Source organism: Streptococcus sp. 1171_SSPC, from assembly GCF_001069335.1.
Taxonomy (GTDB): Bacteria; Bacillota; Bacilli; order Lactobacillales; family Streptococcaceae; genus Streptococcus; species Streptococcus xiaochunlingii.
On the sequence record NZ_JWAK01000042.1, the window covers coordinates 1 to 24,460 of the forward strand.

Annotated in this window: 29 protein-coding genes; 23 read left to right on the forward strand and 6 right to left on the reverse strand. The window is 42.2% G+C overall.

The window, feature by feature from the left end; all coding sequences use genetic code 11:
• Positions 1–155 precede the first annotated feature (155 nt).
• Positions 156–995 (reverse strand): MurR/RpiR family transcriptional regulator, encoded by an 840-nt coding sequence (locus ADF75_RS08720; RefSeq protein ID WP_048789848.1) that lies wholly within the window; start codon positions 993–995, stop codon positions 156–158.
• A 267-nt stretch (positions 996–1,262) separates the two neighbouring features.
• Between ADF75_RS08720 and ADF75_RS08725 the strand changes: the two genes are divergently transcribed.
• From ADF75_RS08725 to ADF75_RS08775, 11 genes are all read left to right on the forward strand, one after another.
• Positions 1,263–1,586 carry a hypothetical protein gene (locus ADF75_RS08725; RefSeq protein WP_048789849.1) on the forward strand — a complete coding sequence of 108 codons (324 nt, stop codon included), beginning with the start codon at positions 1,263–1,265 and terminating at the stop codon, positions 1,584–1,586.
• On the forward strand, positions 1,576–3,525 hold the full coding sequence (locus tag ADF75_RS08730) for a V-type ATP synthase subunit I (protein ID WP_048789850.1): 1,950 nt from the start codon (positions 1,576–1,578) through the stop codon (positions 3,523–3,525). The genes ADF75_RS08725 and ADF75_RS08730 overlap by 11 nt, the downstream gene beginning before the upstream one ends.
• Before the next feature lie 41 nt (positions 3,526–3,566).
• Complete coding sequence (locus ADF75_RS08735; protein ID WP_023024938.1) at positions 3,567–4,046, forward strand: V-type ATP synthase subunit K; 480 nt, start codon at positions 3,567–3,569, stop codon at positions 4,044–4,046.
• Between the two features lie 85 nt (positions 4,047–4,131).
• Positions 4,132–4,722, forward strand: coding sequence for a hypothetical protein (locus tag ADF75_RS08740; protein ID WP_048789851.1), 591 nt, complete (start codon positions 4,132–4,134; stop codon positions 4,720–4,722).
• An 8-nt stretch (positions 4,723–4,730) separates the two neighbouring features.
• Positions 4,731–5,741, forward strand: coding sequence for a V-type ATPase subunit (locus ADF75_RS08745; protein ID WP_048789852.1), 1,011 nt, complete (start codon positions 4,731–4,733; stop codon positions 5,739–5,741).
• Entirely contained in the window at positions 5,731–6,051 is a 321-nt protein-coding gene (locus ADF75_RS08750; RefSeq protein ID WP_048789853.1) for a V-type ATP synthase subunit F, read from the forward strand. Before ADF75_RS08745 ends, ADF75_RS08750 begins: the two co-directional genes overlap by 11 nt.
• Positions 6,048–6,752 (forward strand): GNAT family N-acetyltransferase, encoded by a 705-nt coding sequence (locus ADF75_RS08755; protein ID WP_048789854.1) that lies wholly within the window; start codon positions 6,048–6,050, stop codon positions 6,750–6,752. The genes ADF75_RS08750 and ADF75_RS08755 overlap by 4 nt, the downstream gene beginning before the upstream one ends.
• 33 nt (positions 6,753–6,785) lie before the next feature.
• Entirely contained in the window at positions 6,786–8,576 is a 1,791-nt protein-coding gene (locus tag ADF75_RS08760; RefSeq protein WP_048789855.1) for a V-type ATP synthase subunit A, read from the forward strand.
• Positions 8,563–9,960 carry a V-type ATP synthase subunit B gene (locus ADF75_RS08765; protein WP_048690706.1) on the forward strand — a complete coding sequence of 466 codons (1,398 nt, stop codon included), beginning with the start codon at positions 8,563–8,565 and terminating at the stop codon, positions 9,958–9,960. The genes ADF75_RS08760 and ADF75_RS08765 overlap by 14 nt, the downstream gene beginning before the upstream one ends.
• Before the next feature lie 21 nt (positions 9,961–9,981).
• Positions 9,982–10,605 (forward strand): V-type ATP synthase subunit D, encoded by a 624-nt coding sequence (locus ADF75_RS08770; RefSeq protein ID WP_023024951.1) that lies wholly within the window; start codon positions 9,982–9,984, stop codon positions 10,603–10,605.
• A 559-nt stretch (positions 10,606–11,164) separates the two neighbouring features.
• Positions 11,165–12,337, forward strand: coding sequence for a LysM peptidoglycan-binding domain-containing protein (locus ADF75_RS08775; RefSeq protein ID WP_048789856.1), 1,173 nt, complete (start codon positions 11,165–11,167; stop codon positions 12,335–12,337).
• A gap of 84 nt (positions 12,338–12,421) precedes the next feature.
• Here ADF75_RS08775 and ADF75_RS08780 read toward each other — a convergent pair whose 3' ends face one another.
• The gene (locus tag ADF75_RS08780; RefSeq protein WP_048789857.1) at positions 12,422–13,594 is read right to left on the reverse strand and encodes a CynX/NimT family MFS transporter; all 1,173 of its coding nucleotides are present in this window, start codon (positions 13,592–13,594) and stop codon (positions 12,422–12,424) included.
• Positions 13,595–14,202: 608 nt separating this feature from the next.
• On the opposite strand from ADF75_RS08780, the gene ADF75_RS08785 reads away from it, so the two are divergent.
• Positions 14,203–14,544, forward strand: a complete 342-nt coding sequence (locus ADF75_RS08785) for a metal-sulfur cluster assembly factor (RefSeq protein WP_006595245.1) — start codon at positions 14,203–14,205, stop codon at positions 14,542–14,544.
• 48 nt (positions 14,545–14,592) lie between these two features.
• On the opposite strand, the gene ilvD is transcribed toward ADF75_RS08785, so the two are convergent.
• Positions 14,593–16,296, reverse strand: a complete 1,704-nt coding sequence (gene ilvD / locus ADF75_RS08790) for a dihydroxy-acid dehydratase (protein WP_006597056.1) — start codon at positions 16,294–16,296, stop codon at positions 14,593–14,595.
• A gap of 188 nt (positions 16,297–16,484) precedes the next feature.
• On the opposite strand from ilvD, the gene ADF75_RS08795 reads away from it, so the two are divergent.
• The 7 genes from ADF75_RS08795 to ADF75_RS08825 all read left to right on the forward strand — a co-directional run bounded on the left by ADF75_RS08795 (position 16,485) and on the right by ADF75_RS08825 (position 20,168).
• Entirely contained in the window at positions 16,485–17,507 is a 1,023-nt protein-coding gene (locus ADF75_RS08795) for an SPFH domain-containing protein (RefSeq protein WP_048690698.1), read from the forward strand.
• Between the two features lie 2 nt (positions 17,508–17,509).
• Positions 17,510–17,710 (forward strand): PTS ascorbate transporter subunit IIC, encoded by a 201-nt coding sequence (locus ADF75_RS08800; RefSeq protein ID WP_003011522.1) that lies wholly within the window; start codon positions 17,510–17,512, stop codon positions 17,708–17,710.
• Positions 17,711–17,860: 150 nt separating this feature from the next.
• Entirely contained in the window at positions 17,861–18,043 is a 183-nt protein-coding gene (rpmF, locus tag ADF75_RS08805) for a 50S ribosomal protein L32 (RefSeq protein WP_048789858.1), read from the forward strand.
• A 15-nt stretch (positions 18,044–18,058) separates the two neighbouring features.
• On the forward strand, positions 18,059–18,208 hold the full coding sequence (gene rpmG, locus ADF75_RS08810; protein WP_001265622.1) for a 50S ribosomal protein L33: 150 nt from the start codon (positions 18,059–18,061) through the stop codon (positions 18,206–18,208).
• 293 nt (positions 18,209–18,501) lie between these two features.
• Complete coding sequence (locus tag ADF75_RS08815; protein WP_000171299.1) at positions 18,502–18,690, forward strand: hypothetical protein; 189 nt, start codon at positions 18,502–18,504, stop codon at positions 18,688–18,690.
• Positions 18,683–19,294 carry a Fic/DOC family protein gene (locus ADF75_RS08820; protein ID WP_013904661.1) on the forward strand — a complete coding sequence of 204 codons (612 nt, stop codon included), beginning with the start codon at positions 18,683–18,685 and terminating at the stop codon, positions 19,292–19,294. Before ADF75_RS08815 ends, ADF75_RS08820 begins: the two co-directional genes overlap by 8 nt.
• A 415-nt stretch (positions 19,295–19,709) precedes the next feature.
• Complete coding sequence (locus tag ADF75_RS08825; RefSeq protein WP_048789859.1) at positions 19,710–20,168, forward strand: SP_0198 family lipoprotein; 459 nt, start codon at positions 19,710–19,712, stop codon at positions 20,166–20,168.
• A 67-nt stretch (positions 20,169–20,235) separates the two neighbouring features.
• Here the strand turns inward: ADF75_RS08825 and ADF75_RS08830 are convergent, their stop codons facing one another.
• The 3 genes from ADF75_RS08830 to ADF75_RS08840 all read right to left on the reverse strand — a co-directional run bounded on the left by ADF75_RS08830 (position 20,236) and on the right by ADF75_RS08840 (position 22,368).
• On the reverse strand, positions 20,236–21,117 hold the full coding sequence (locus ADF75_RS08830; RefSeq protein WP_048789860.1) for a diacylglycerol/lipid kinase family protein: 882 nt from the start codon (positions 21,115–21,117) through the stop codon (positions 20,236–20,238).
• Between the two features lie 73 nt (positions 21,118–21,190).
• Complete coding sequence (locus tag ADF75_RS08835; protein WP_048789861.1) at positions 21,191–21,790, reverse strand: Type 1 glutamine amidotransferase-like domain-containing protein; 600 nt, start codon at positions 21,788–21,790, stop codon at positions 21,191–21,193.
• An 86-nt stretch (positions 21,791–21,876) separates the two neighbouring features.
• The gene (locus ADF75_RS08840) at positions 21,877–22,368 is read right to left on the reverse strand and encodes a hypothetical protein (RefSeq protein ID WP_048789862.1); all 492 of its coding nucleotides are present in this window, start codon (positions 22,366–22,368) and stop codon (positions 21,877–21,879) included.
• Between the two features lie 405 nt (positions 22,369–22,773).
• Here ADF75_RS08840 and ADF75_RS08845 point away from each other — a divergent pair, with 405 nt between their 5' ends.
• The 4 genes from ADF75_RS08845 to ADF75_RS08860 all read left to right on the forward strand — a co-directional run bounded on the left by ADF75_RS08845 (position 22,774) and on the right by ADF75_RS08860 (position 24,457).
• Positions 22,774–23,013, forward strand: coding sequence for a GlsB/YeaQ/YmgE family stress response membrane protein (locus ADF75_RS08845; RefSeq protein WP_048789863.1), 240 nt, complete (start codon positions 22,774–22,776; stop codon positions 23,011–23,013).
• 84 nt (positions 23,014–23,097) lie between these two features.
• Positions 23,098–23,664 (forward strand): alkaline shock response membrane anchor protein AmaP, encoded by a 567-nt coding sequence (amaP, locus tag ADF75_RS08850; protein WP_048789864.1) that lies wholly within the window; start codon positions 23,098–23,100, stop codon positions 23,662–23,664.
• Between the two features lie 11 nt (positions 23,665–23,675).
• Positions 23,676–23,846, forward strand: a complete 171-nt coding sequence (locus ADF75_RS10065) for a DUF2273 domain-containing protein (RefSeq protein ID WP_048789865.1) — start codon at positions 23,676–23,678, stop codon at positions 23,844–23,846.
• A gap of 14 nt (positions 23,847–23,860) precedes the next feature.
• The gene (locus ADF75_RS08860; protein WP_048789866.1) at positions 23,861–24,457 is read left to right on the forward strand and encodes an Asp23/Gls24 family envelope stress response protein; all 597 of its coding nucleotides are present in this window, start codon (positions 23,861–23,863) and stop codon (positions 24,455–24,457) included.
• The last annotated feature ends 3 nt before the right edge of the window (positions 24,458–24,460 follow it).

Genomic DNA, 24,460 nt, shown 5'->3' on the forward strand with positions numbered 1-24,460 from the left:
AAGTTCGCTGACGTCCGTACTCACCTAAGGAAAGTTTTTTTAGAAGACTTTATTTCAATCTGAAACGCTCACCTAAGCAGTAAGCATTTTCTATTGAAAAGAAAAACCAGAATGCAGAGGAAAAGATCCTCAGCTCCTGGTGATATTTAGGGAGACTAGCGTCTACGTGAATCGTAGCCATTGAGTTTTTTGTTTTCCCAATAGCTATTGAAAATTCTTTCTTTACGCTCCCGATCCATTTCGAGAAAGTGAGCATAGATTAAATCAATCGTGGTTAAGAAGGGAAGGGTTGCCGTAATACGGTCGATATAGGTGCTTCCAGGTAGGGGAGCAACTGGTAAGATTTCTGTAAAGTCATCTTTGATAGCGTCTGGTTGAGCAGTAAGAAGAACGGTTTTCGCTCCCATTTCTTGAGCATCCAGAAGGCTATGGATAATCGAGCGTGTAGTTCCCGATAGAGAGAAGGCAATGACTAGGCAGGATTTATCCAAGATACTGGTCGTCCATGCAAAGCCGTCTTGATCGGTTAGGGCCTCGCAAACAACGCCCAGTCGGAGGAAGCGAAGTTTCATCTCGGAGGCGACTAGACCGGAGCTTCCTTTTCCAAAGAAGTAGACCCGATCTGCTTGAGTGATTAAGTTGGCGACTTCTTTGATTTGGTCATCTTTTGCTAGGGTTTCTGTAACCTGAAGGACCTGCTGGTAGCGACGCAAGACATCCTGGGTTAGTTCGTCGTGCGGGGATTGTTGCTTTTGAGATTTGGTTTCTTCGTTAAAGTGATAAATAAATTCACGGTAGCCTGTGAAGCCACACTTTTGGGAAAAACGGGTCAAAGCAGCTTTTGATACATGCAAAAGTTCCGTCACTCTAGACGAGGAAAGAGAGTGTTGCTGCGCTTCAGGAGATAAAAAATAGCGGGCAATGTCTAGCTCTAGCTCCGTCATTTCTTCTTGATGGCTCTTAATAATGCTTCGGAGATCACGATCTTGTTTCACAGCAGTCCTCCTTTCAACCGATGTTACACCTGGAGAAAATCCTATAATATATTTCACAGTATAACATAAAAAGCTGTGATATACAAGGAATACGACCAGCGAACGACTGAAAGAAGGAACAGAATCCGCATCTTTTTTGAATCACCTTTGTTAAAAAAATAACCTCTGGAAACAAAGGAAAGACGCTGAAAAAAGTTGATGAAATATGTTATAATTTACACAAGAATTTGTTCCTTCTCATAAAGGAAGAGGTAAGGAGGTGGAGTGATGGCCAACGCAACTCTCGAAATGATGCAAGAGATTGAAATGGCGGCGGAAGCCGTTGTCGCAAGTTACGAGAATCAGATCCAAGATTTGCGCCAACAGCTAGGTAATCACCTACAGGAGGTAGCAGCATACTATGACAAAGAGACTGCTAAGCTGGTCGCAGAGCGGGAAGAGTCCTCGAAAGCGACGATTGCTAGCTTGGAAGCAGACCTGGCAGTGACCAGTCAACGCAATGACGAAAAGGTGCAGCAAGCTATGACAGATAAGCGCGCAGCTTTGGTAGACGAAATTGTAGAAAAGGTGGTAGCAACCTATGGCAATTAGTCCAATGCAACACCTTTCTCTGGTCTCGCCCACAAATCTAATGGACGAGCTTCTCTTGTCGCTCCAGTCAGAGGAATCAGTCCAAATCTATGATTTGAGCGAGCAAGAGGATTGGCAAGTTGCCTTTCAGACGAGTGATGGGTCCAAAGGATCAGCTCTAAGAATGGATGAACTAAGACGTCGGGAAGAGCAGTTAGAAAAGGCCATACAGGCCCTAGAGCCTTTTATTCCTCAGAAGAAGGGATTAGAAAAACTAAAAGAAGCTCCCTTGTCCTTGTCTTTTCACGATCTAGAGTCTCATGGGGTCATCCGTGATGAGCAACGTCTTTTACAATCCGTACAAAAACAATTGGCTGTCTTAGCAAAGGCTCGGGATCGCATCCAGCAAGCCCAAGAAGAAATCGCCTCTTTAGAAAAATGGACTGCCTTGACGACAACACCTGACCAGCTCAAGCGTTTCCGTTATGTTCGTGGCTTAATCGGTACCATTCCGAATAGTGAACAGGATCAGGCGCGACAAGCCTTACTGGCTCATCCAGATGTAGAAGTTGATGTGGTCTTCAGCTCGGAAACGGAGCATGGGGTAGTAGTCTTGTATAAGTCTGGGGATTTAACAGACCTTCAAGATACGCTGACTAGTTCGCATTTCAAAGAGTTTGACTACCAAGGAGAGACCCTACCAAAAGAACGTTTGGAGCAACTCAAGAGAGAGATTAAAGAACAAGGTGCTGTCGAAGCAGCTACGTTGGAAACGCTCAGTCAAGCCAAGGAAGACCTTAATCAACTCAAGTACCAACTCGATTATGTCTTGAGTCTAGGGGCCCGGGAAGAGGCCAAAGGCTCTCTTGCCAGTACAGCCCATCTAGTCGCATTAGAAGGGTGGATTGAAACTGCTCAACTCGATGCTTTAAAAGCCAAACTTCAAAAGGAGTTTGGGAACCAAGTCGTCTTGCAGACACGTGAAGTCGCTCAAGAAGAATGGGACCAGGTACCAATCAAACTGAAAAACAATGCCTTGGTGGAGCCCTTCGAGTTAGTGACGGAGATGTATGCTTTGCCCAAGTATTACGAGAAAGATCCGACACCAATCGTCTCTCTCTTCTACTTTGTTTTCTTCGGCATGATGGTAGCAGATATCGGCTATGGTCTCTTGTTGACGTTGGCAACTGGCTTTGCTCTAAAAGCTTTCAAGCTTCAGCCGAGCGCAGCAAAAAACCTTCGCTTTTTCTGCCTCTTAGGAATCTCGGTAGCCCTTTGGGGAGTCGTCTACGGTTCCTTCTTCGGCTTTGAGATGCCCTTTGCTTTGATCAGTACGACGACCAATGCCATGACTATCTTGATCCTATCGGTTGTCTTTGGTTTCATCACCGTTCTGGTCGGTCTCTTCCTAGGTGGGATGAAAAATGTCCGCCTGAAAGACTACACCGAAGCCTACAATGCAGGCTTTGCCTGGGTCTTGATTTTATTGGGCTTGATGCTCTTAGCGGTCGGAAACATCCTACCAGGCTTATCCTACCTAGTCCCCATTGGCCAGTGGCTAGCCATTCTCAATGCGATTGGCATTTTGGTCGTGTCCATTGTCAGTGCTAAGAAATTATCAGGACTTGCAGCTGGTCTCTTTAATCTCTACAATGTTAGTGGCTATGTCGGAGACTTGGTCAGCTTTACCCGTTTGATGGCGCTTGGTTTATCAGGGGCCAGCATCGGGTCGGCCTTTAACCTGATTGTCAATCTCTTCCCAACCCTGGGACGATTCACCGTCGGCCTTGTCCTCTTTGTCCTCCTTCATGCCATCAACATGTTCCTGTCCTTCTTATCAGGCTATGTGCATGGAGCACGTTTGATCTTTGTCGAGTTCTTTGGCAAGTTCTACGAGGGTGGTGGCAAGCCCTTCCGACCTCTAAAACCGTCGGAACGCTATGTCAAAACAAAAAAATAATTTAGTAAATCAATCATAAAAAATTTTATAGGAGTATATTCATGGAATCTTTAGCTTCATATTTCTCAACCCATGGGGGTGCCTTCTTTGCAGCACTTGGTGTAGCCATTGCAGTGGCTCTTAGTGGAATGGGTTCAGCCCTCGGTGTTGGTAAGACTGGTCAAGCAGCTGCCGCACTCTTGAAAGAACAGCCAGAAAAATTTGCCCAAGCCTTGATCTTGCAATTGTTGCCAGGTACACAAGGTTTGTACGGTTTCGTTATCGGGATCTTGATCTGGTTGCAAATTAAACCAGATATGGCTCTTGAAACAGGAGTTGCTTACTTCTTCACAGCCCTTCCAGTAGCGATCGTCGGCTATTTCTCAGCAAAACACCAAGGAAATGTCGCAACTGCTGGGATGCAAATCTTGGCAAAACGCCCTGAAGACATGATGAAAGGGGTTATCCTTGCGGCCATGGTTGAAACCTATGCCATCTTGGCCTTCGTTGTGTCCTTCCTTTTGACTCTTCGCGTCGGCTAATCTAGACACACCTCAGTCAAAGAAGAGGAATGTTCTCTTCGTCTATTATCGGTGGCGAAGAACTCCAAAGGAGGAAATAAAAACAATGACGGATTATTCCCAATTAAAGGATTCCATCCTTGAACAGGCCCATGAAAAAGGTCGGAAATTAGTAGCGGAAGCAACGGCTAAGGTTCAAGCAGAGTCCCAGTTGCAGGAAGCTCGTTTGGTAGAAGAAAAGTTACACCAACGGACGGTTCAATTGCAAACCATTGAGCGCCGCTTGCAACGTGAAAGCCAACAAATAGAAAATCAAAAGCGCCAATCGACATTGGTCACCAAGCAACGGGTCTTAAAAGAGTTGTTTGCGGATGCCTACCAGAAAATGGCTACTTGGTCACGCCAAGAAGAACTCGCATTTCTGCATCGCGTTCTTCCTCGCTATGCAGATCGAGCAATGGTCTTAACGTTTGGTGCTGTGACGGCAGAAAAATTGACAGATCAAGATCGTCAGGATTTGATAGAGGCCTATCCACAGCTTCAATTAGCGAAAGAAACGCTTACCCAAGAGGCTGGTTTTGTCCTTTCCTTTGGCAAAGTGGATGCCAGCTACCTCTACCGTGATTTGGTTGATGCTGTGCGGGAGGAGCAGAGCTTCCATATGGCAGCCAGCATTTTTAAAGAAGAGAAAAACTAGGAGGGGCTATGAGTGAACGGACGTATTCTCAAGTAAATACCGGGATTAGTGTACGTGAAGCTAGTTTTTTGAGCCCGGCTCAGTTTGATGCCCTTCTGAATAGCTCCGATGCAGAAGCGCGTGCTAATCTCTTGCAAGGGACGGCCTATGCCTTGGAGGCAGATCAACTGCGTCAAGTCCAAGTGGTCGAGCAAGCCTTGATGAAGCACCTTCTAGCAGAGTACGATTGGGCTTATCAGGTGGCTCCGAACCCTGCGGTAGTCGACCTCTTCGCCCTCAAGTACACCTATCACAATCTCAAGGTCTTCTTGAAAGAGCGAGCAACGGGGCGGGATTTGAACTTCCTATTATTGGATGCAGGTCCCTATTCCTTAGCGGTTCTTGAACAAGTAGCCAAGACCTTTTCTTCAGAGAACTGCCCAGAGTTTATGGCTCAAGAAGTCGCAGCAACCTGGCAGGAATATGTCGACTATCAGGATATTCGGGTTCTGGAGATCGGCATGGATTTGGCTTACTTTGATCATCTCAAACGCTTGGCGAAAGATCTGGACCATCCACTTTTAAAATCCTTGGTCACCTTGACCATTGATTGTTACAATGTCATCACAGTTGAGCGGGCCCTCAGTTTGAAAAAGCCGAACAGCTTTATGAAGCAACTTTTGTCTGATGCAGGGAGCCTCTCAGCAAGAGAAGTCATTCAGTGTGTCGAGCAGGGCAACCTCATCAGTTGGTTCCAACAAGTCAATCCCTTGCCTTATAATGTGGAATTGACACAGTACGAAGAGCAGATGCGAGCAGGCAGAGTAACTGCTGAGACAGTGGAATATCTGGAGCATGTGCTTAAGTACCGAATTTTGGAACAAGCTTCCTTTGAGACAGACGGGCCCTTGCCTTTAGCTCGCTATCTCTTTGGAAAAGAGCTGGAGGTGAAGAACCTTCGTTTGGTCTTGACGGGTCTGGATAATCAACTCCCGATTGACAAAATAAAAGAAAGGATGAGACCAATCTATGGCCAGTAAAACGCAAAAAATTGCCGTTGTGGGAAACCGTGATGCCATCCTTCCTTTTCAAATGATTGGCTTTCAGACCTTTCCCGTAGCAGAGGCTCAGGAAACCATCAATACCTTACGTCACTTGAGCCAAGAAGATTTTGGCATCATCTATCTGACGGAAGATATGGCTCAGGAAATCCCAGATACCATTGCCTACTATGATCGCCAAGTAACCCCAGCCGTCATCTTGATCCCTACTCATAAGGGAACGACTGGATTGGGGCGGCAGCGAATTCGGGACAATGTCGAAAAAGCAGTCGGACAGGATATTTTATGAGAACAAATGAATTTGGCCAAGCGATTGGCGATGCCATGCCTGATTTTACACCGGGGGGTCTGCCAGCTATTGAGCGGATCGAAGGTCGCTATACCGTGATCGAGCGCCTCTCAAAAGAAAAACATGGAGCAGATCTTTATCAGGTCTACGGGCCGGACTCTCCAGCAGCGATGTGGACCTTTCTGTTCAAAGGCCCTGCCCACAATAAAGAGGAGTGGGACCGCTTATTGGATGATCTCATGACAGATCAAGGTCGCTTTTACTATGCGATTGTAGACAAAGATTCAGGCAAGGCTTTGGGGACTTTCTCTCTCATGCGGATCGATCAAGCTAATCGGGTGATCGAAGTCGGAGCAGTGACCTACTCACCAGCGCTCCAAAAGACACGCATGGCTACGGAAGCCCAGTATCTGTTAGCGCGCTACGTGTTTGAGGATTTAGGCTACCGCCGCTATGAGTGGAAATGCGATGCCTTAAACCAAGCTTCTCGCAAAGCAGCTGAGCGCTTGGGGTTCACCTATGAAGGGTGTTTCCGTCAGGCTGTTGTCTATAAAGGTCGGACTCGAGACACAGATTGGTTATCTATCATTGACCAAGAATGGCCAGCTATCAAAGAGCGTTTCGAAGCTTGGTTGGATCCAACTAATTTCGAGGCCAATGGTCAACAAAAGCAATCTCTAAGAGAGATAGTACAAAAGTAAAACAAAGAAACAAAGGATTCCCAGGAGGAATACATGACTCAAGGAAAAATTATTAAAGTTTCCGGCCCCTTGGTGGTCGCATCAGGGATGCAGGAGGCCAATATCCAAGACATTTGCCGGGTCGGCGATCTTGGTTTGATTGGCGAAATTATTGAGATGCGTCGGGACGAAGCATCTATCCAAGTATATGAAGAAACGTCTGGAGTCGGTCCAGGAGAACCAGTGGTAACAACTGGAGCTCCCCTTTCTGTCGAGTTGGGACCAGGCTTGATCTCTCAGATGTTTGACGGAATCCAACGCCCCTTGGAACGTTTCCAAGAAGTCACCGCCAGCGATTTTTTGGTTCGTGGGGTGCAAGTTCCTAATCTCGATCGTGACACCAAATGGACCTTCGAACCAAGTGTAGCAGAAGGAACTGAGGTAGTCGCAGGAGACATCGTTGGTACCGTTCAGGAGACCAATATGGTGGAACACCGCATCATGGTGCCATTTGGAGTCAGTGGACGTGTGACCAAGATCGTAGCAGGTTCTTACACAGTAGAAGAGCCGGTTTATGAGATCGAGCAGGCTGATGGCACCCTCTTTACTGGTACTTTGATGCAAAAATGGCCGGTTCGTCGAGGCCGTCCCTTTGCACAAAAACTGATTCCAGTAGAGCCTTTGGTTACAGGTCAACGGGTCATCGATACCTTCTTCCCTGTGACTAAGGGTGGAGCTGCAGCTGTTCCTGGTCCTTTCGGAGCTGGAAAGACGGTTGTGCAACACCAGGTGGCCAAGTTTGCCAATGTAGACATCGTAATTTACGTGGGTTGTGGGGAACGTGGAAATGAAATGACGGACGTTCTGAATGAATTTCCAGAATTGATCGATCCAACGACTGGTCAATCCATCATGCAACGGACCGTTCTGATCGCTAACACTTCGAACATGCCAGTAGCGGCGCGGGAAGCTTCCATCTACACAGGGATCACTATTGCAGAATATTTCCGTGATATGGGCTATTCCGTTGCCATCATGGCGGATTCGACATCGCGCTGGGCAGAAGCTCTCCGTGAAATGTCTGGTCGTCTAGAAGAAATGCCAGGGGATGAAGGCTACCCAGCCTACCTTGGTAGCCGGATCGCCGAATACTACGAGCGTGCAGGTCGGGTCAAGACACTTGGAACTACTGCGCGTGAAGGCTCGATTACCGCCATCGGTGCCGTCTCTCCTCCGGGTGGAGATATTTCAGAGCCGGTAACGCAAAATACCTTGCGAATTGTTAAGGTCTTCTGGGGACTAGATGCTCAGTTGGCGCAACGCCGCCACTTCCCAGCCATCAACTGGTTGAGTTCTTATTCCCTTTACCAGGATGAGGTAGGCCAATATATCGATCAACATGAGCAGATTAGCTGGGCAGAAAAAGTGACCCGCGCCATGAACCTGTTGCAAAAAGAGAGTGAATTGCAAGAGATCGTGCGTTTGGTTGGTCTGGATTCCTTGTCTGAAAAAGACCGCTTGACCATGAATGCGGCCAAGATGATCCGCGAAGACTACCTGCAACAAAATGCCTTTGATGAGGTCGATACCTATACCTCTTTCAGCAAGCAGGTGGCCTTGTTGACCAACATTTTGACCTTTGACCAAGAAAGTCAAAAAGCACTAGAATTGGGAGCTTACTTCACAGAAATCATGGAAGGAACTGTAGACCTTCGGGACCGCATTGCCCGGAGCAAGTTCATCCATGAGGATCAGTTGGCCACCATCCAAGCTTTAAAAGAAGAAATCGTAGAATCCCTACACCAAATCGTCGCAAAAGGAGGAGTAGACAATGAGCGTGATTAAAGAATACCGTACTGTCAGCGAAGTTGTTGGCCCCTTGATGATTGTCGATCAGGTCGAGGGGGTTCACTACAATGAACTCGTAGAAATCAAGCTCCATGACGGAACAACCCGTCAGGGACAAGTCCTCGAAGTCCAAGAAGACAAGGCCATGGTCCAACTCTTTGAAGGATCTAGCGGGATTAATTTGGAAAAAGCCAAGGTTCGCTTTACCGGACGTCCCCTAGAACTTCCAGTATCAGAAGACATGGTGGGACGCATCTTTAACGGGATGGGCAAACCGATTGATGGTGGTCCAGAGATTATTCCAGAGAAGTACTTGGACATTGACGGTCAAGCCATCAACCCAGTATCACGGGACTATCCAGATGAATTTATCCAGACAGGGATCTCAGCCATTGACCATTTGAATACCTTGGTTCGGGGCCAAAAACTCCCAGTATTCTCTGGATCAGGGCTTCCTCACAAAGAATTAGCAGCTCAAATTGCCCGCCAAGCAACTGTGCTTAATTCGGAGGAAAACTTCGCCGTGGTCTTTGCGGCCATGGGCATTACCTTCGAAGAAGCCGAGTTCTTTATGAACGACCTGCGGGAAACAGGTGCGATTGACCGCTCGGTCCTCTTTATCAATCTAGCTAATGACCCCGCTATCGAGCGGATTGCGACTCCTCGGATCGCCTTGACCGCAGCAGAATATTTGGCCTATGAAAAAGACATGCATGTCTTGGTTATCATGACCGACATGACCAACTACTGTGAAGCCCTTCGGGAAGTATCTGCTGCCCGCCGTGAGGTTCCAGGACGTCGGGGCTATCCAGGCTACCTTTATACCAACCTCTCAACCCTCTACGAACGTGCAGGACGCTTGGTTGGAAAGAAAGGATCTGTGACCCAAATTCCGATCCTCTCTATGCCAGAAGATGATATCACCCACCCCATCCCTGACTTGACAGGCTACATCACCGAAGGTCAGATTATTCTGTCCCGCGATCTCTACAATAGTGGTTACCGCCCACCGATCAATGTTCTTCCCTCCCTTTCCCGTTTGAAGGACAAGGGTTCTGGTGAAGGCAAGACTCGGAAAGACCATGCGGCGACCATGAACCAGCTCTTTGCGGCCTATGCCCAAGGGAAACAAGCCAAAGAATTAGCCGTGGTGCTCGGAGAATCCGCCTTGTCCGATACCGACAAACTTTATGTCAAATTTACGGATCGCTTTGAGAAGGAGTACATCAACCAAGGCTTTACCACCAATCGGACCATTCAAGAAAGTCTGGATCTAGGTTGGGAATTGCTGGCTATCTTGCCACGGACAGAGCTCAAGCGGATCAAGGATGACATGATTGACGAATACCTCCCAAAAACTTCTCAGGAAGCACAAGCCTAGGAGTAGAAAGGAGGAAGTCAGATGGCACGATTAAATGTCAAACCCACTCGGATGGAGTTAAACACCCTCAAAGAGCGTCTGAAAACGGCAACCAGAGGACATAAACTTCTCAAGGACAAACGAGACGAGCTCATGCGACGCTTCATCGAATCGGTCCGTGAAAATGACCGCCTCCGTCAGAAGGTTGAGGCAGCTCTCATTGGCAATATGCAAGAGTTTGTCCTGGCCAAATGTCTGGAAAACGACCTCATGGTCCAGGAAATCTTTGCAGTTCCGACGCGGGAAGTCAGCCTGCATATCGAGACGGAGAACATCATGAGTGTGCGTGTGCCCAAGATGCATGCCCATATTGACAATCCATATGGAGACGATGAGGGAGACGTGGTCTACAGCTATGTGGCTTCCAATAGCCAGATGGACAACACCATTCAAGAAATGGAAGAGCTCCTTCCAGACCTGTTGCGCCTGGCAGAGATTGAAAAAACTTGTCAGCTCATGGCCGATGAGATCGAAAAGACACGCCGTCGGGTCAATGGATTGGAATATGCGACCATCCCCGATCTCAAGGAAACCATCTACTATATCGAAATGAAACTCGAAGAAGCCGAACGCGCCAACCTGGTCCGAATGATGAAGGTCAAATAAGATACATCAAGATACAAAGCCGTTAAGCAACTCAAAGGAAAATAGGGAGCAGGACAGAAGCACTGTTGTATAGAATGCTTCGTTGTCCTGCCCCCACAAGGCTGATTAGGATTTTTCCGAGCTCTTAAAGCGAGAGAAAAATCCAATCAGCTACTGTGCCTTTGAAGTTAGTACTATTACAGTTTGCGTTTTACACACAGCATTTAGGGCGTGTTCAATTAATAAGATACAAAGCCGTTAAAACAGCACCTCAAGTGATGTCTACAGGACACGAACTTGGGGTGTTTTTTAGCTTTTATTCAACTGAAAAATCTTTCAAAATTCCCTCGTCCATGGCTTTCAAAGGCTTCTGATACAATGAATTTGTTTGATTGTCCAAATAGTACTAACTGTCATTAATTGTTAAGAGATTGTAACAAGAAAGGACTAATGTTACAAATTAGGGTCAGTTAGATTAAAAGAAAAGAAGAGCCATTTTAAAGACAAAAAATGTGGTAGAATATTAAATGTATCTGTCTGGAGATAAATCTCCGATAATAAGAAAACGAGGAAAGAACGTATGAAGAAAGTAAATAAAAAAGCTTTGATCGCTTCTACTGTTGCTATGGCGGTCTTGCCATTTACAACTGGTAAAGCAGAATCAAATGGGGACTGGGTTGCCCGTTCTGTAGATGAAATTCGTGCAGATATTTCAACTTCAGAAAACAAACAAACCTACACCATCAAATATGGGGATACCCTAAGCACGATTGCGGAAGCTTTGAATGTTGACGTAACTGTTTTGGCAAACTTGAACCAAATCAGCAACATTGATTTGATTTTCCCAGGAACTGTCTTGACAACAACTGTCAATGATCAAAACCAAGTGACAGGTGTAGAAATCCAAACTCCTACAGCAGGTAATGCTGATGCAACTGTGACAACTTCTGCTGATTTGACAAACAACCAAATCAAAGTAGACAACCAAACTGTTGCAGTAGGTGATTTGACAAAACCAGTAGCAGATGAAAGCAACCAAGCTGTAGAACTCCCTCAAGCACCTGCAGTTGTAGCAGCAGTGGCAGACCAAGTATCAGAAAGCTTGCCAACTCCAGAAGCGCCAGCTGAAACACCTGCACCAGCAGCTCCAGTAGCAGAGGAAGCGCCAGCACCAGTTGTTGAAGAAGCACCTGCGCAACCTGCTGCAGCGCCAGCTGAAGTAGCGGCTCCTGCAGAAGCACCAGTTGTTGAGGAAGCCCCAGCGACTCCAGTAGCTGAACCAGCTCCAGTCGTAGAAGTTCCAGCAGAACCAGAAGTTACTGCGGTTGCTTCAACACCACAATATGGTGCACCAGCACCAGTTGTTGATACGACAGCTGCAACTCCTTCAACAGCAACTCCAACTTCAAATGAAGGTCTTCGACCTCAAACAATTAAATTCAAAGAACAAGTGATTAATGAACTTGGCTTGACTGATATCGGTGGTTACCGTCCTGGTGACCCAGAAGATCACGGTAAAGGTCTTGCGATAGACGTTATGGTTCCAGAAAGTTCAGCGATTGGTGATCAAGTAGCTCAATATGCAATCGATCACATGCAAGAAAATGGAATTTCTTACATCATCTGGAAACAACGTTTCTATGCTCCAGTAAATAACATTTATGGACCAGCAAACACTTGGAATGAAATGCCAGACCGTGGTAGCGTAACAGAAAATCACTACGACCACGTACACGTATCATTTTACGAATAATTAAGACATAGCAAAGAATCAGGATATTCCTGATTCTTTTTTTGTATAAAAAATAGATCCCATTGCTCAATGGGACCTAGTGGATTAAAGGATGATATCAGATTTTTCAACTTGATAGAGAGCCATACTCATAAACAAAGCAACAACAAGAAGAATAAGAATCCCGGGTGTCCAAGAGTGGAAGATTTGTTGGCTTGAACCAAATAAGATAGGCCCAAGTGCAGCAAAGACGTATCCTCCTGTTTGAGCTAGTCCTGAGAGCTGAGCAGTTTTCTCGGGAGAGCTAGACTTCATGGAGAAGGTGACCATGAGGTAAGGGAATAAGATACTCGTAAAACTTCCGATCAAGATATTCAGGATCAACCAGTAAATGAAGTTGTCTGTCTTTAGTAACAGCATGGCAATTCCAGTAAAACCAGCTAAAACAGTCGTTATCAGCATGATGTGACGGTTTCGTTCAGAAAGGCTGGTGGTGAGACTTGGAATGGTCATAGAGAAAGGAAGACTCATCAGGGTGAATACAGATGCTAAAATTCCTGCATTGGCTTGACTGATGCCGGCTTGGGTTGCCATAGTAGGAAGCCAGGTCATCGTGGTATAGAATAAGAGAGACTGGAGACCACAGAAAAGCATGATGGCCCAAACCTTGCCATTCTTATACCAACTAGTCTTATTTTCATTAGAAGAAGAGCTTTTTTTCAAATAATGATTATGACGAGCATTGGGGAGCCAGATCACAAGTGCAAGCGTACAGACAACTGTCAGCACCCAAACCAGACCTTGCCAAGAGGTGGCTTGAGTGATAGGAACAGCGACAGAAGAAGCTACCGCAGTAGACAAGCCCATTGCAGTGATATAAAGTGTTGTTAAGAAGCCAAGACGTTTTGGTTCATTAGCTTGGATCAAGCTTGGTAGAAGGACATTGATAAAGGCAATAGCAGCACCAATCAAAAGAGTTCCCACATAGAGGAGTGGCAGATTGATGGTGCGTAGAGCAGATCCAATCGTCATCAGGATCAAGACTCCGAGAAAGAGTCGCTCAATCCCAAAGCGTCTCGCCCAGCTAGTAGCAAAAGGAGAGAAAATAGCGAATGTTAGGAGGGGTAGACTCGTCAAGAGGCCAAGAGAACTCACCTCGACACCAAAGCTAGCAGCAATATCTGATAAGACAGTGGAGAGGGTCGTAAATGGGGCCCGCAAGACCACTCCTAGTAAAAGGATCCCTGGAATGAGAAAACGTGAATGGTTTTGTTTCATAATGCGCCTCCTTGTTAAAATGAACAGTATCCGTATCATTATAGCACAAGAACTTGGAGGAGGCAAAAGGAATTATCGGGGGACAAAGCCCGTAAAATAGCTATTTCGCCTACAAATATAGGAAATAATAGAAAGATAGAGCTGAAAAAAATTTTTGAAGGTTTTAAAACTTTCTTCACACATCCTTTTTATAGGAGTCTAGTTATCTCCGCTCAAACTGCGTCAACGTACCTAAACTCGCTGATGCTCGTAAAAAAATAAGGAACGTAGTTCTCACTAGCGTTCGAACTGCATCAATGTACCTAAGCTCACTAACGTTCGCCAAGGTACATAGAAAAAAGCCACCTGATTTGGTGGCCTTTATGGGAGATTATTATGAAAAAGTTTAGGATTTTCTATCAAACAAAGTTAGGAGGTCTTCATTTGATGGTACTAGTATAAATCGGAAAACTTAAAGAAAACTTAAGATAAGTTCCTGTAATTTTAAATCAGTCTTAAGACGGATAGTTTGATTTTTAGCTGTCATTCGATCTCATTCTAGGTGAACTTGCATTATTGTCAGAATTGTGAGAAAATAGTCTTCATCAAAGGAGGGAAAGGATAGCGAGATGAGAGAGGATATCAAGATTAACGACCGTGCCTTGGCACTGGAGAAACAATTGATTGAGAAGTTAGAGCTTGTGTTTGATACCGATGTTGAATTGGACGTCTACAACCTCGGTTTGATTTATGAGTTGGATCTGGATGAGGAAGGGACTTGCAAAGTAGTCATGACCTTTACCGATACCGCTTGTGACTGTGCGGAAAGTCTGCCTATCGAAATCGTCGCCCGCCTAAAAGAAATTGACGGTATCGAAGACGTCAAAGTAGAAGTAACCTGGTCGCCAGCTTGGAAAATTACCCGGATCAGCCGTTATGGGCGTATTGCACTTGGCCTTCCACCGCGATAAATCAATAAAACTCACTTTACAAATTCGTAAAGTGAGTTTTTTCATATCTTACTGTTTACCAGACTGTTCCATATTCCAGAAGTCTGTCACGGCACCGCGTGAAGCAGAGGATACCGTGTGGGCATACTTACCGAGAACCCCACGGCTATACAGTGGTGGCAAGGTTGTTTCAGCCTTCCGTTTGGCTAACTCTTCGTCTGAAACGTGCATGGTGATTTCTTTAGTATCTTGGTCAACCGTTACCAGATCTCCTGTGTGGAGGTAGGCAATTGGGCCGCCGACCTGAGCTTCAGGCGCGATGTGTCCAACAACGAGACCATAAGTACCACCAGAGAAGCGTCCGTCTGTCAAGAGGGCCACCTTGTCTCCTTGGCCTTTTCCAACGATCATGGATGACAAGGACAGCATTTCCGGCATACCAGGACCACCCTTCGGACCTACGAAACGAACAACAACAACGTCGCCATCCACGATTTCATCCGAAAGAACCGCTTCAATGGCAGCTTCTTCCGAGTCAAAGACCTTAGCAGGACCAGTGATGTTACGAACTTTCACACCTGATACTTTAGCAACCGCCCCTTCTGGAGCCAAGTTCCCTTTCAGGATGATCAATGGACCATCCGCACGTTTTGGATTTTCAAGCGGCATGATAACTTTTTGACCTGGTGTCAAATCAGCAAAGGCTTCTAAGTTTTCAGCCACCGTTTTACCGGTACATGTGATGCGATCCCCATGAAGGAAACCGTTCTTAAGAAGGTATTTCATGACGGCTGGCACACCACCGACATTGTAAAGGTCTTGGAAGACGTATTGACCTGAAGGTTTCAAGTCTGCCAAATGAGGCACACGTTCTTGGAAATCGTTGAAATCTTCAAGGGTCAAATCAACGTTAGCTGCGTGAGCAATAGCGAGCAAGTGAAGGGTCGCATTGGTGGATCCACCCAGTGCCATTGTGACTGTGATGGCATCTTCAAAGGCTTCACGGGTCAAGATATCAGATGGTTTCAGTCCCATTTCAAGCATTTTGACAACTGCACGACCCGCTTCTTCGATATCGGCTTTTTTATCAGCTGATTCAGCAGGGTGAGAAGAGGAACCTGGCAAGCTCATACCAAGGACCTCGATCGCAGTCGCCATGGTGTTGGCCGTATACATCCCACCACAGCCACCAGGGCCAGGGCAGGCATTACATTCCAGTTGCTTCACTTCTTCAGCCGTCATGTCACCATGGTTCCATTTCCCGATCCCTTCGAAAACAGAAACCAAGTCGATATCCTTGCCGTTCAGATTACCCGGTGCAATGGTACCACCATAGGCAAAGATCGCTGGGATATCCATATTGGCAATGGCGATCATCGAACCAGGCATGTTCTTATCACAGCCCCCGATGGCTACGAAGGCATCCACGTTGTGACCGCCCATAGCAGCTTCGATAGAGTCTGCAATGATATCACGAGAAGTCAAGGAGAAGCGCATCCCAGGCGTTCCCATAGCAATCCCATCGGCAACCGTAATGGTTCCGAATTGAACCGGCCAAGCTCCCGCATCTTTCACACCTTCTTTGGCCAATTTTCCAAAATCATGCAGGTGCATGTTACAAGGTGTGTTTTCAGCCCAAGTAGAGATCACCCCTACGATTGGTTTTTCAAAGTTTTCATCTGTCATCCCAGTTGCCCGAAGCATGGCCCGGTTAGGTGACTTGACCATGCTGTCGTAGACACTACTGCGATGGCGTGTATCTAATTCTGTCATCTGATTCCCTCTCATCGTATTTTTTATTATTATAGCACAATTTACGGCCCAACGACAGAAGAAAATTCTTGAATTTTCAGACAATTCAGCTTGCTCGGTTTCTTGCTAAAATAATTTACAGTTATATCTTGACTTTTGTAAGCAAAGTGATATCATTTAGATATCACAAAGAAAGAAGGGTTCGTCCCATGGAAGAAAAAATTTTAACCCAAAAGAAAAACGGCTTAGCTGCCCTTATAGGCTTGCTAGTTGGGGATCTTGTCTTAGTTTTAGCCTTTATTAGTGCAATTGCTAGTCTACCAGAAGGTTTTCCACTTGCGATTGCAGTTATTACCTGTATTTTTCTCTTTATTGCTAGTCTGGTGTGCTATGCGGGGATCAAAATTATTAAACCGCAAGAGGCCTTGGTTTTGACCTTGTTTGGGAACTATATTGGAACCATTCGAGAAGCGGGTATTTACTTTGTCAATCCCTTCTGTGTCGCTGTCAATCCTGCCAATAACACCCGCTTGGGCCAAAGTGGTGATGTCACCACCAAGTCACCCATGTCTGTCAGTAAAACAGCAGAAGGTAACAGTATTTCTATCGAGACAGGTAAAAAGAATATTTCCTTAAAAGTGATGACCTTGAACAACTCTCGTCAGAAGATTAATGACTGTTTGGGAAATCCTGTAGAAATCGGTATTGCAGTCACTTGGCGTGTAGTGGATACGGCTAAAGCAGTCTTCAATGTGGATAACTACAAAGAATATCTCTCATTGCAGTGTGATAGTGCTCTTCGTAATATTGTCCGTATCTATCCTTATGATGTAGCTCCTAATGTCGATACGACAGGAGACGGCCAGGCAGATGAGGGTAGCCTAAGAGGCTCCAGTGAAATTGTGGCCAGTCGTATTCGAGAAGAGATTCAAGCACGTGTAAAAGATGCTGGGCTCGAAATTCTAGAAGCTCGTATTACCTACTTGGCCTATGCTCCAGAAATCGCAGCTGTCATGCTTCAACGCCAACAAGCTTCTGCCATTATCGATGCGCGGAAGATGATAGTCGACGGAGCAGTTGGGATGGTTGAAATGGCCCTTGAACGCCTGAGCGAAGGAGAGATTGTAGAGCTAGACGAAGAACGGAAGGCTGCCATGGTTTCGAACCTTCTTGTCGTTCTCTGTGGCAATCATGATGCACAACCAATTGTTAATACGGGAAGTCTCTATTAAGAATGGCTGACCAAAAGAAAAAACAGATTCCACTTAGATTGTCAGCCAAGTTATATGCTGCTATCGCATCATGGGCAGAAGATGACTTTCGATCGGTCAATGGGCAGATCGAGTACCTGCTGACAGAATGTGTCAAACAACGAAAAAAGGATGGCAAATATGTTTCGGAAACGATTGATGAGCCATTTGAAATAGACCTTTAAGGAGAACTCCTGTCCCATTTGATGGGGCGGGAGATTTTTTTAACAATTTTTTGTCAAGTAACTTTACTTTACAAAAAAGTTTTGTTATACTGTTAAAGTTGATGAAAATCAAACCTAATTGAATTTATATCTTAAAAGGAGAAAAACGAAATGGCAGTACCTGCACGTCGCACATCAAAAGCGAAGAAAAACAAACGTCGTACGCACTACAAAGTAACAGCTCCATCTGTAAACTTTGACGAAGCAACTGGAGATTACTCACGTTCACACCGTGTATCACTTAAAGGATACTACAAAGGACGTAAGATCGCTAAAGTTGCATCAGCTGAATAATAGAAGGGAGATACCATGCGCGTAAATATTACACTTGAACACAAAGAATCTGGTGAACGCTTGTACCTTACTTCTAAAAACAAACGTAACACTCCAGACCGTCTTCAATTGAAGAAATACTCACCAAAACTTCGCAAACACGTTGTGTTTACAGAAGTGAAGTAGGGGTTCAATACGAATCAATACAGAAGAAAAACGCTGATTTCAAGCGTTTTTTCTTTTTGCCAAATGCGATATATTGCACTGTATTTCAATTCAAACTCTACCTTTTTCTCTACCTTTTTTCTTAAGACCTGGTTTGGAAAGTATGGGTTTCAGTTGGACTAAAAACAGGGGAATATTTTTAGTTCTGTAAGTATTAATCTATATGCTTACATATATCTTTTGGTCTCTATCCTTTAGGTGAAAATACCGATTTTATGGTATAATAAGGATAACTCTATATAAGGAGGTGTGCCATGACTCTTGATGTAAATAAAGAAGAATTAACAATTTTAGGGATTCCCTTTGATAACTTTTCGGATTTTGATACTGTCTGGTATGCTATTGGGTCATCAATGATTGAAAATTATGAACCTACTGTTCAAGATGTGATTGATTTAAAAACTTATGTTATCAACAAACGAAAGGAATTGAATATTGGTTAAAAATCAATACGAAGGCTATGAGTACATTGACCCCAATCACCAATATACCTATCCAAATTCCACAGTCTTAATCAATAAACAAAATGTTACAAATATTGAAGAAGCCTACCGAAATGAACACTTATTCGTTACTAAAAGACTTGCAGATTTGCGTTTGAAAGCCATTAAAGTCTACTCCATGAGTAATATTTTAGCCATTCATAACTATTTGTTTCAAGATGTTTATGCTTGGTCAGGACAATATCGCAAGGTGAATATCTCTAAAAGTGGTAATCCTTTTATGTCGATACAGTCGTTTAATGCTGCGGAAACTTATATAAATCATCTCATTCATTCCTATCATCAAACTGCCAACTCAAGAGATGAAATCATTAAACATTTAGCAAAAATTCTTGATAATCTTAATTATTTCCATCCCTTTCGAGAAGGTAATGGACGAACTCAACGGGAAGTTATTCGTTCCTTAGCACTATCAAAAGGATATTCTGCACAAATACGAGTGGAACAAGATGATGAAATTTACAACCTTTATATGGACGGAACTGTCTATGGAGAATTATGGAAATTAGAAAAATTATTTGATAAAATATTAAAAGAAATATAGGTTGTAATACTTGATAATTACAGAAAAAAAATTTATTAAGCTAAAAGCCATTGAAACGTTGATTTCAAAGGCTTTTTTCTTTTTGCCAAATGCGAACTATTGTACTGTATTTCAATTCAAACTCTACCTTTTTTGGATAAATTTCAATGAATATACTAGCTTATAGAAAGAATTTAAAAACTATGACTTTCCGAAAAAGAAGCGTTTTCCGGAAACTTCTCTTTTATATCAAATATTGTTAATAGCTCTCATATGTATCTGTTAATTGAGATTGTCTTAAATTCAATGATATACATACAAGATAAACATAAGCGTATAAATTGACTTCTATTTTTATGTTGGTATACTGTATATGTAGCTAACTAACTAAAGTGAACTTTTCTTTATTTAGTTCGCAAAAAGGAAGGAATTCACTATGAAAATAATTAAACTTATAATTTCTATTGTTTCTTTAGCAAGTATTGCTCTATTAACTGCATGTTCTCAGACAGCTCAACCTGTTCAACAGACTGTTAGTCAACAACAATCCAATCAATCTGCTAAGCAAAATGCTTCTGTATCGGCATCAAACAACAATCAGTCTCAAACAGTTCAAAGTTCTGAATCTCCAGTAACACAGCCTACAAATATTGATGGGACTTATAACGGTGTGGATGAAGAAGACCAAATTATTCTGGTTGTGAATGGTGCAACCGGAACATGGACGGAAGTGGAACCTGATGGAGATAAAGAGGTGAAGCAAGTTACTTTTGATTCAGTAAATCAACGCATGACGATTAGTGATGATGTCAAAATTTATACTGTCAATGATAATCAAATTATAGTTGATGATCTCGATCGTGATCCGTCAGATCGAATTGTTTTAACTAAATAGTAAAAAAAGGAGACTACATTAAGTTAGTCTCTTTTTCATCATTTAAATTATTTTTGGTAAAAACATATTATTCTTTCGGTGATGAATAAACTTTGATATGGTTACCAAGTATTTTAATATTTACAGGAAGCTTATCTGATTTATCACCGTCAACATCTGTTTCTAACTCAGTATCAGAAGAAATTTTAATATTTCTTGCTTTAATGTATTCGATGTGATCATTAGCCACAACATCTCCTTTTAACAAATCTGGAATTGCAGATAGTTTAGAAAGGATGGAGGCATCTTTTAAAATTAAGATATTTCCGTATCCATCTTTATTTTCATCAAATAGTTTTTTATCAGCGTAATAGTTGGATAATAAGACTAATACTTGACTAGCTTCTCCATTATAACTTCCATTTTCAGTTTCAATACGAATATTAAACACGTCATCTTTCATGATTGACTTCATTGTATTTAATGCATACGCAAAGATTCCAAATTTTGTCTTATCTTCTATTTCAACATTATGAATGGCTTCTGGCAAAGAACCAATGCTAAAGACATAACCAAAATAACTGTTATTAACTTTTCCAATATCAATAGTATTAGTAAAATTGAAATCCAGTTCTTCAATTGCCTGATCAATATCTTGGCTTATTCCTAATAATTTTGTGATTAAGTTGCCTGTCCCACCAGGAATGATCCCCAATTTTGGAATGTAATCTTTCTCAGCAATTCCTGAAATAACCTCATTGACAGTTCCATCTCCACCAAAAACAATTACTGCATCATAATGTTCTTTAGATGCCTTTTCAGAAAAGTGAGTTGCATCCTCAGCTTTTTGAGTAATCATTGTTTCGATATCGTTAAAATACTTTTTAGCTTTGTTTTCCAAAATTTCTTTGTAATCTAATGCCTTTTCTCCACCAGAGGTTGGATTAATAATTAACAATGCTTTTTTCATTGAGATGTCTCCAAAAATTTTCTAAAATATAGAACTGTTTTTATCCTCTTTTTACACCCTATAATTGAATAATCTAAATACTCATTAATTTTCTAGTTCCGTTTTCAACTAAGACAGCTTGAGAGTTAGTGAGAGAACAGATATCCAATGTTGGGAATTTCTCGAGGATATCGTTGGTGATTTTCTTAAATAATGGATGGGAGTCGTGTGGAAGAATGTAAAAATCTATTAGCCCGAGTCCAGAGTATCCAATCTGAGAGTAGTTTTCGGGGATATGGTAAAGTGGTTCGATATAGTAGAGTTCTTTTGCGCAAATAATTGCTCCAGCAGATTCTCCAGCATATAATTTGCCATCATTTAGATGTTTCTTAATTAATTCATCAACTCCCAATCTTTTTATCTGATCCACTAGAACAAAAGTATTTCCACTGGTGAAATAAACGATATCTGCCTTTTTGAAGGCTTTTTCAATTTGTTCAGAAGAGGCTGCTGATAACTCAAGATCAATAACATTAACATTCATCTCTTGCCATAATTGACGGGCAGAGTTTACGTATCCCTTGTACTCTTCTTCAATTGAAGCAGTGGGGATGAAGAGTACGTTTTTTCCTTCAACTTCATCTTGTATTAGTTTTCCTGATTTTGAAAAATTTGAACATAAAAATAATCTCATATTACTCACTTTTTCTATTAATTACTCTGACTAACTCAATCACTAGAAAGAGTTAGTCAGAGTAATTACAAATCTATATTTAAGACTTATTCAATATTGTTTTCTCTCTTATGCAAAGATAAAAACTCTTGAAGAAATAGTTTTTTAGCTTCGCCATCAGATGATGTATCTAGATCGTCAATCATCATTTTTGCGACTTCTTCACGTGAACTTGTTCCATATTCTTCAAATAATCTAAAATCAATCCGCTCCTCAATATTTGTATATGGATAATGAGCGAGTAAATCGTCAATACGATGATTGAAATTATGTTCTTCCCATAGTTCTAAAAAGACTTTTTTAGAATCTCCCAAATTAATTTCTGGAGCAATCAAACGTAAGGTATCTAAAAATCCAGCTCTGTAGCCTCTCATTTCAGCACATAGAGCAATTACTTCATCTTTATTGATTTTGGTAAGATCATCACGCATGTCCAATAAATCATTGTCTTTAAAAAGTTTCTCAAAACCTTCAAGGCGATTATTGAAATCACTAAATTTTGTATTGTCTAACTGGTTGAATGTCTCTTTAATATCCATAACTTTCTCCGTGATTCTTTATTTTACTTAATAAATAGCAGAGTGTCTATATGTTCATAGATACTCAAGAACGTGCATTTCATCAAGTATAAGTGGAATAATATGTAAGGGTTTACATATTTATATTATATGATTATTTCAGAAATCCGTCAATTTTCCACATTATTATATGATAAAATGTATTTTTTTAAAAATGCAAAAATCTATGAGCAAGATGTTTGACTTCTTTTTTTGAAGCATATATACTTATATTAACCTTAGAAAAGAAAAAGTGTTTGAACAGATATTCAATAATAATTACTTTTTTGAAAATACAAATTCGAACTTTAAATTTTTATCTTTTTATTATTGTTGAGTATTGTTTTAATTAATTTTTCCTTTCTTTGTTTTAGGAAGGAGGATGATATGCTTATATCCGCTGTTGTCGGTGGTCTTATCGGTTTAGTTGCCGGAGGGATCACTAATAAGGGAGGTTCGATGGGTGTAATTACTAAAGTCTTAGCAGGTTTAGTAGGTTCGTCTGTTGGACAATTACTATTGGGTTCTTGGGGACCTAGCCTAGTTGGTATGGCATTGTTTCCATCTATTGCGGGTGCAGTCATTGTTATCTCCCTAGTGTCGTTTTTCTTTGGGAAAAAAGAATAATATTCCTTTGTTCCCAGGAATAAATTATGATCTTTTTTAAACAAGGAGGTTATAGTTTACGCTCTATTGACGAAAGGATTCAATATGTCAAAGTCAAAAAAAATACTTTCCCTTATTTTTTGTATTTTAATCTTGACAATTTTGATTCCTATTTTGCTAGATTATCACAAAGTTAGCGGTCTCGGTCTCCACTTAGTAAATTGGAAGCGAATTTCCTTTTTGGAATTTTATTTTTCAAGATATCTTTTCTGGGGCTCCTTGGTTCTATCGGTTTTGATACTACTTTTGATGCTAGTTATACTTTTTTACCCTAAGAGGGATTTAGAAATTCAACTAGAAGAAAAAGGCGGTAAGCTGAAACTAAAAAATTCTGCTATTGAAGGATTTGTTCGTGGTTTAGTTAATGAAAATAACTTCATTAAAGATCCTAAAGTTCATGTAAATAGTCGGAAAAATAAATGTTTAGTTTACGTGGAAGGAGAAATTCTTCCTTCTGAAAACATTATCGAAAGAAGTCAATTGATTCAAAAAGAAATCGCTGATGGATTAACACAGTTTTTTGGAATGAATCATGGTGTTAAGCTTGATGTTTCTGTAAAAGATTATAAGCCTAAAACACCAACTAAAAAAACTGTAAGTCGTGTAAAGTAAGGAAGTAAAAAATGGAACAGTTTAAAAAACACAAACTTCCAGTCCTATTTGGATTAGGAGCTATTATCTTAGCAACTCTAATTGTATCCGTTGGTTTATTTAAGATGTTATTTATCTTAATTTGCGCCATTTTGGGAATAGGAATTGGATTTTATTTACAACAAAAAGGACTATTTAAATAATAAAGGAGTTTCATATGTCAAACGAAAAAAATATTAAAGAAACAAACGCAAAAGTAGAAGAAGTAAAACAAACAGATGCAGTAAAAGGAGAATTGACTTACGAAGATAAAGTCATTCAAAAAATCATCGGACTTTCTTTAGAAAAAGTAGACGGTTTGTTGGCAGTAGATGGAGGATTTTTCTCTAATCTAACTGATAAGATCATCAATACTGACCATGTTGGTAATGGAGTAAACGTTGAAGTTGGTAAAGAACAAGTCGCTGTTGACTTGAATGTAGTAGTGGAATATCAAAAGAATGTTCCTGACTTGTACAAACACATTAAAGAAGTAGTTGCAGAACAAGTTTCTAAGATCACAGATTTGGAAGTTGTCGAAGTAAACGTGAATGTTGTTGATATTAAAACGAAAGAACAACATGAAGCAGATTCAGTAAGCTTGCAAGATCGTGTAACTGGAGTTGTCGAAACAACAGGTGAGTTTGCATCTGAACAGTTTGAAAATGTTAAAACAGGTTTGGGTAATGGATTCTCAGCAGTTAAAGAAAAAGTTGGTGAAGGCGTAGAAGCTGTAACTGACTCTTCATCAAATGAAAAACCACGTGTTCATTAATTT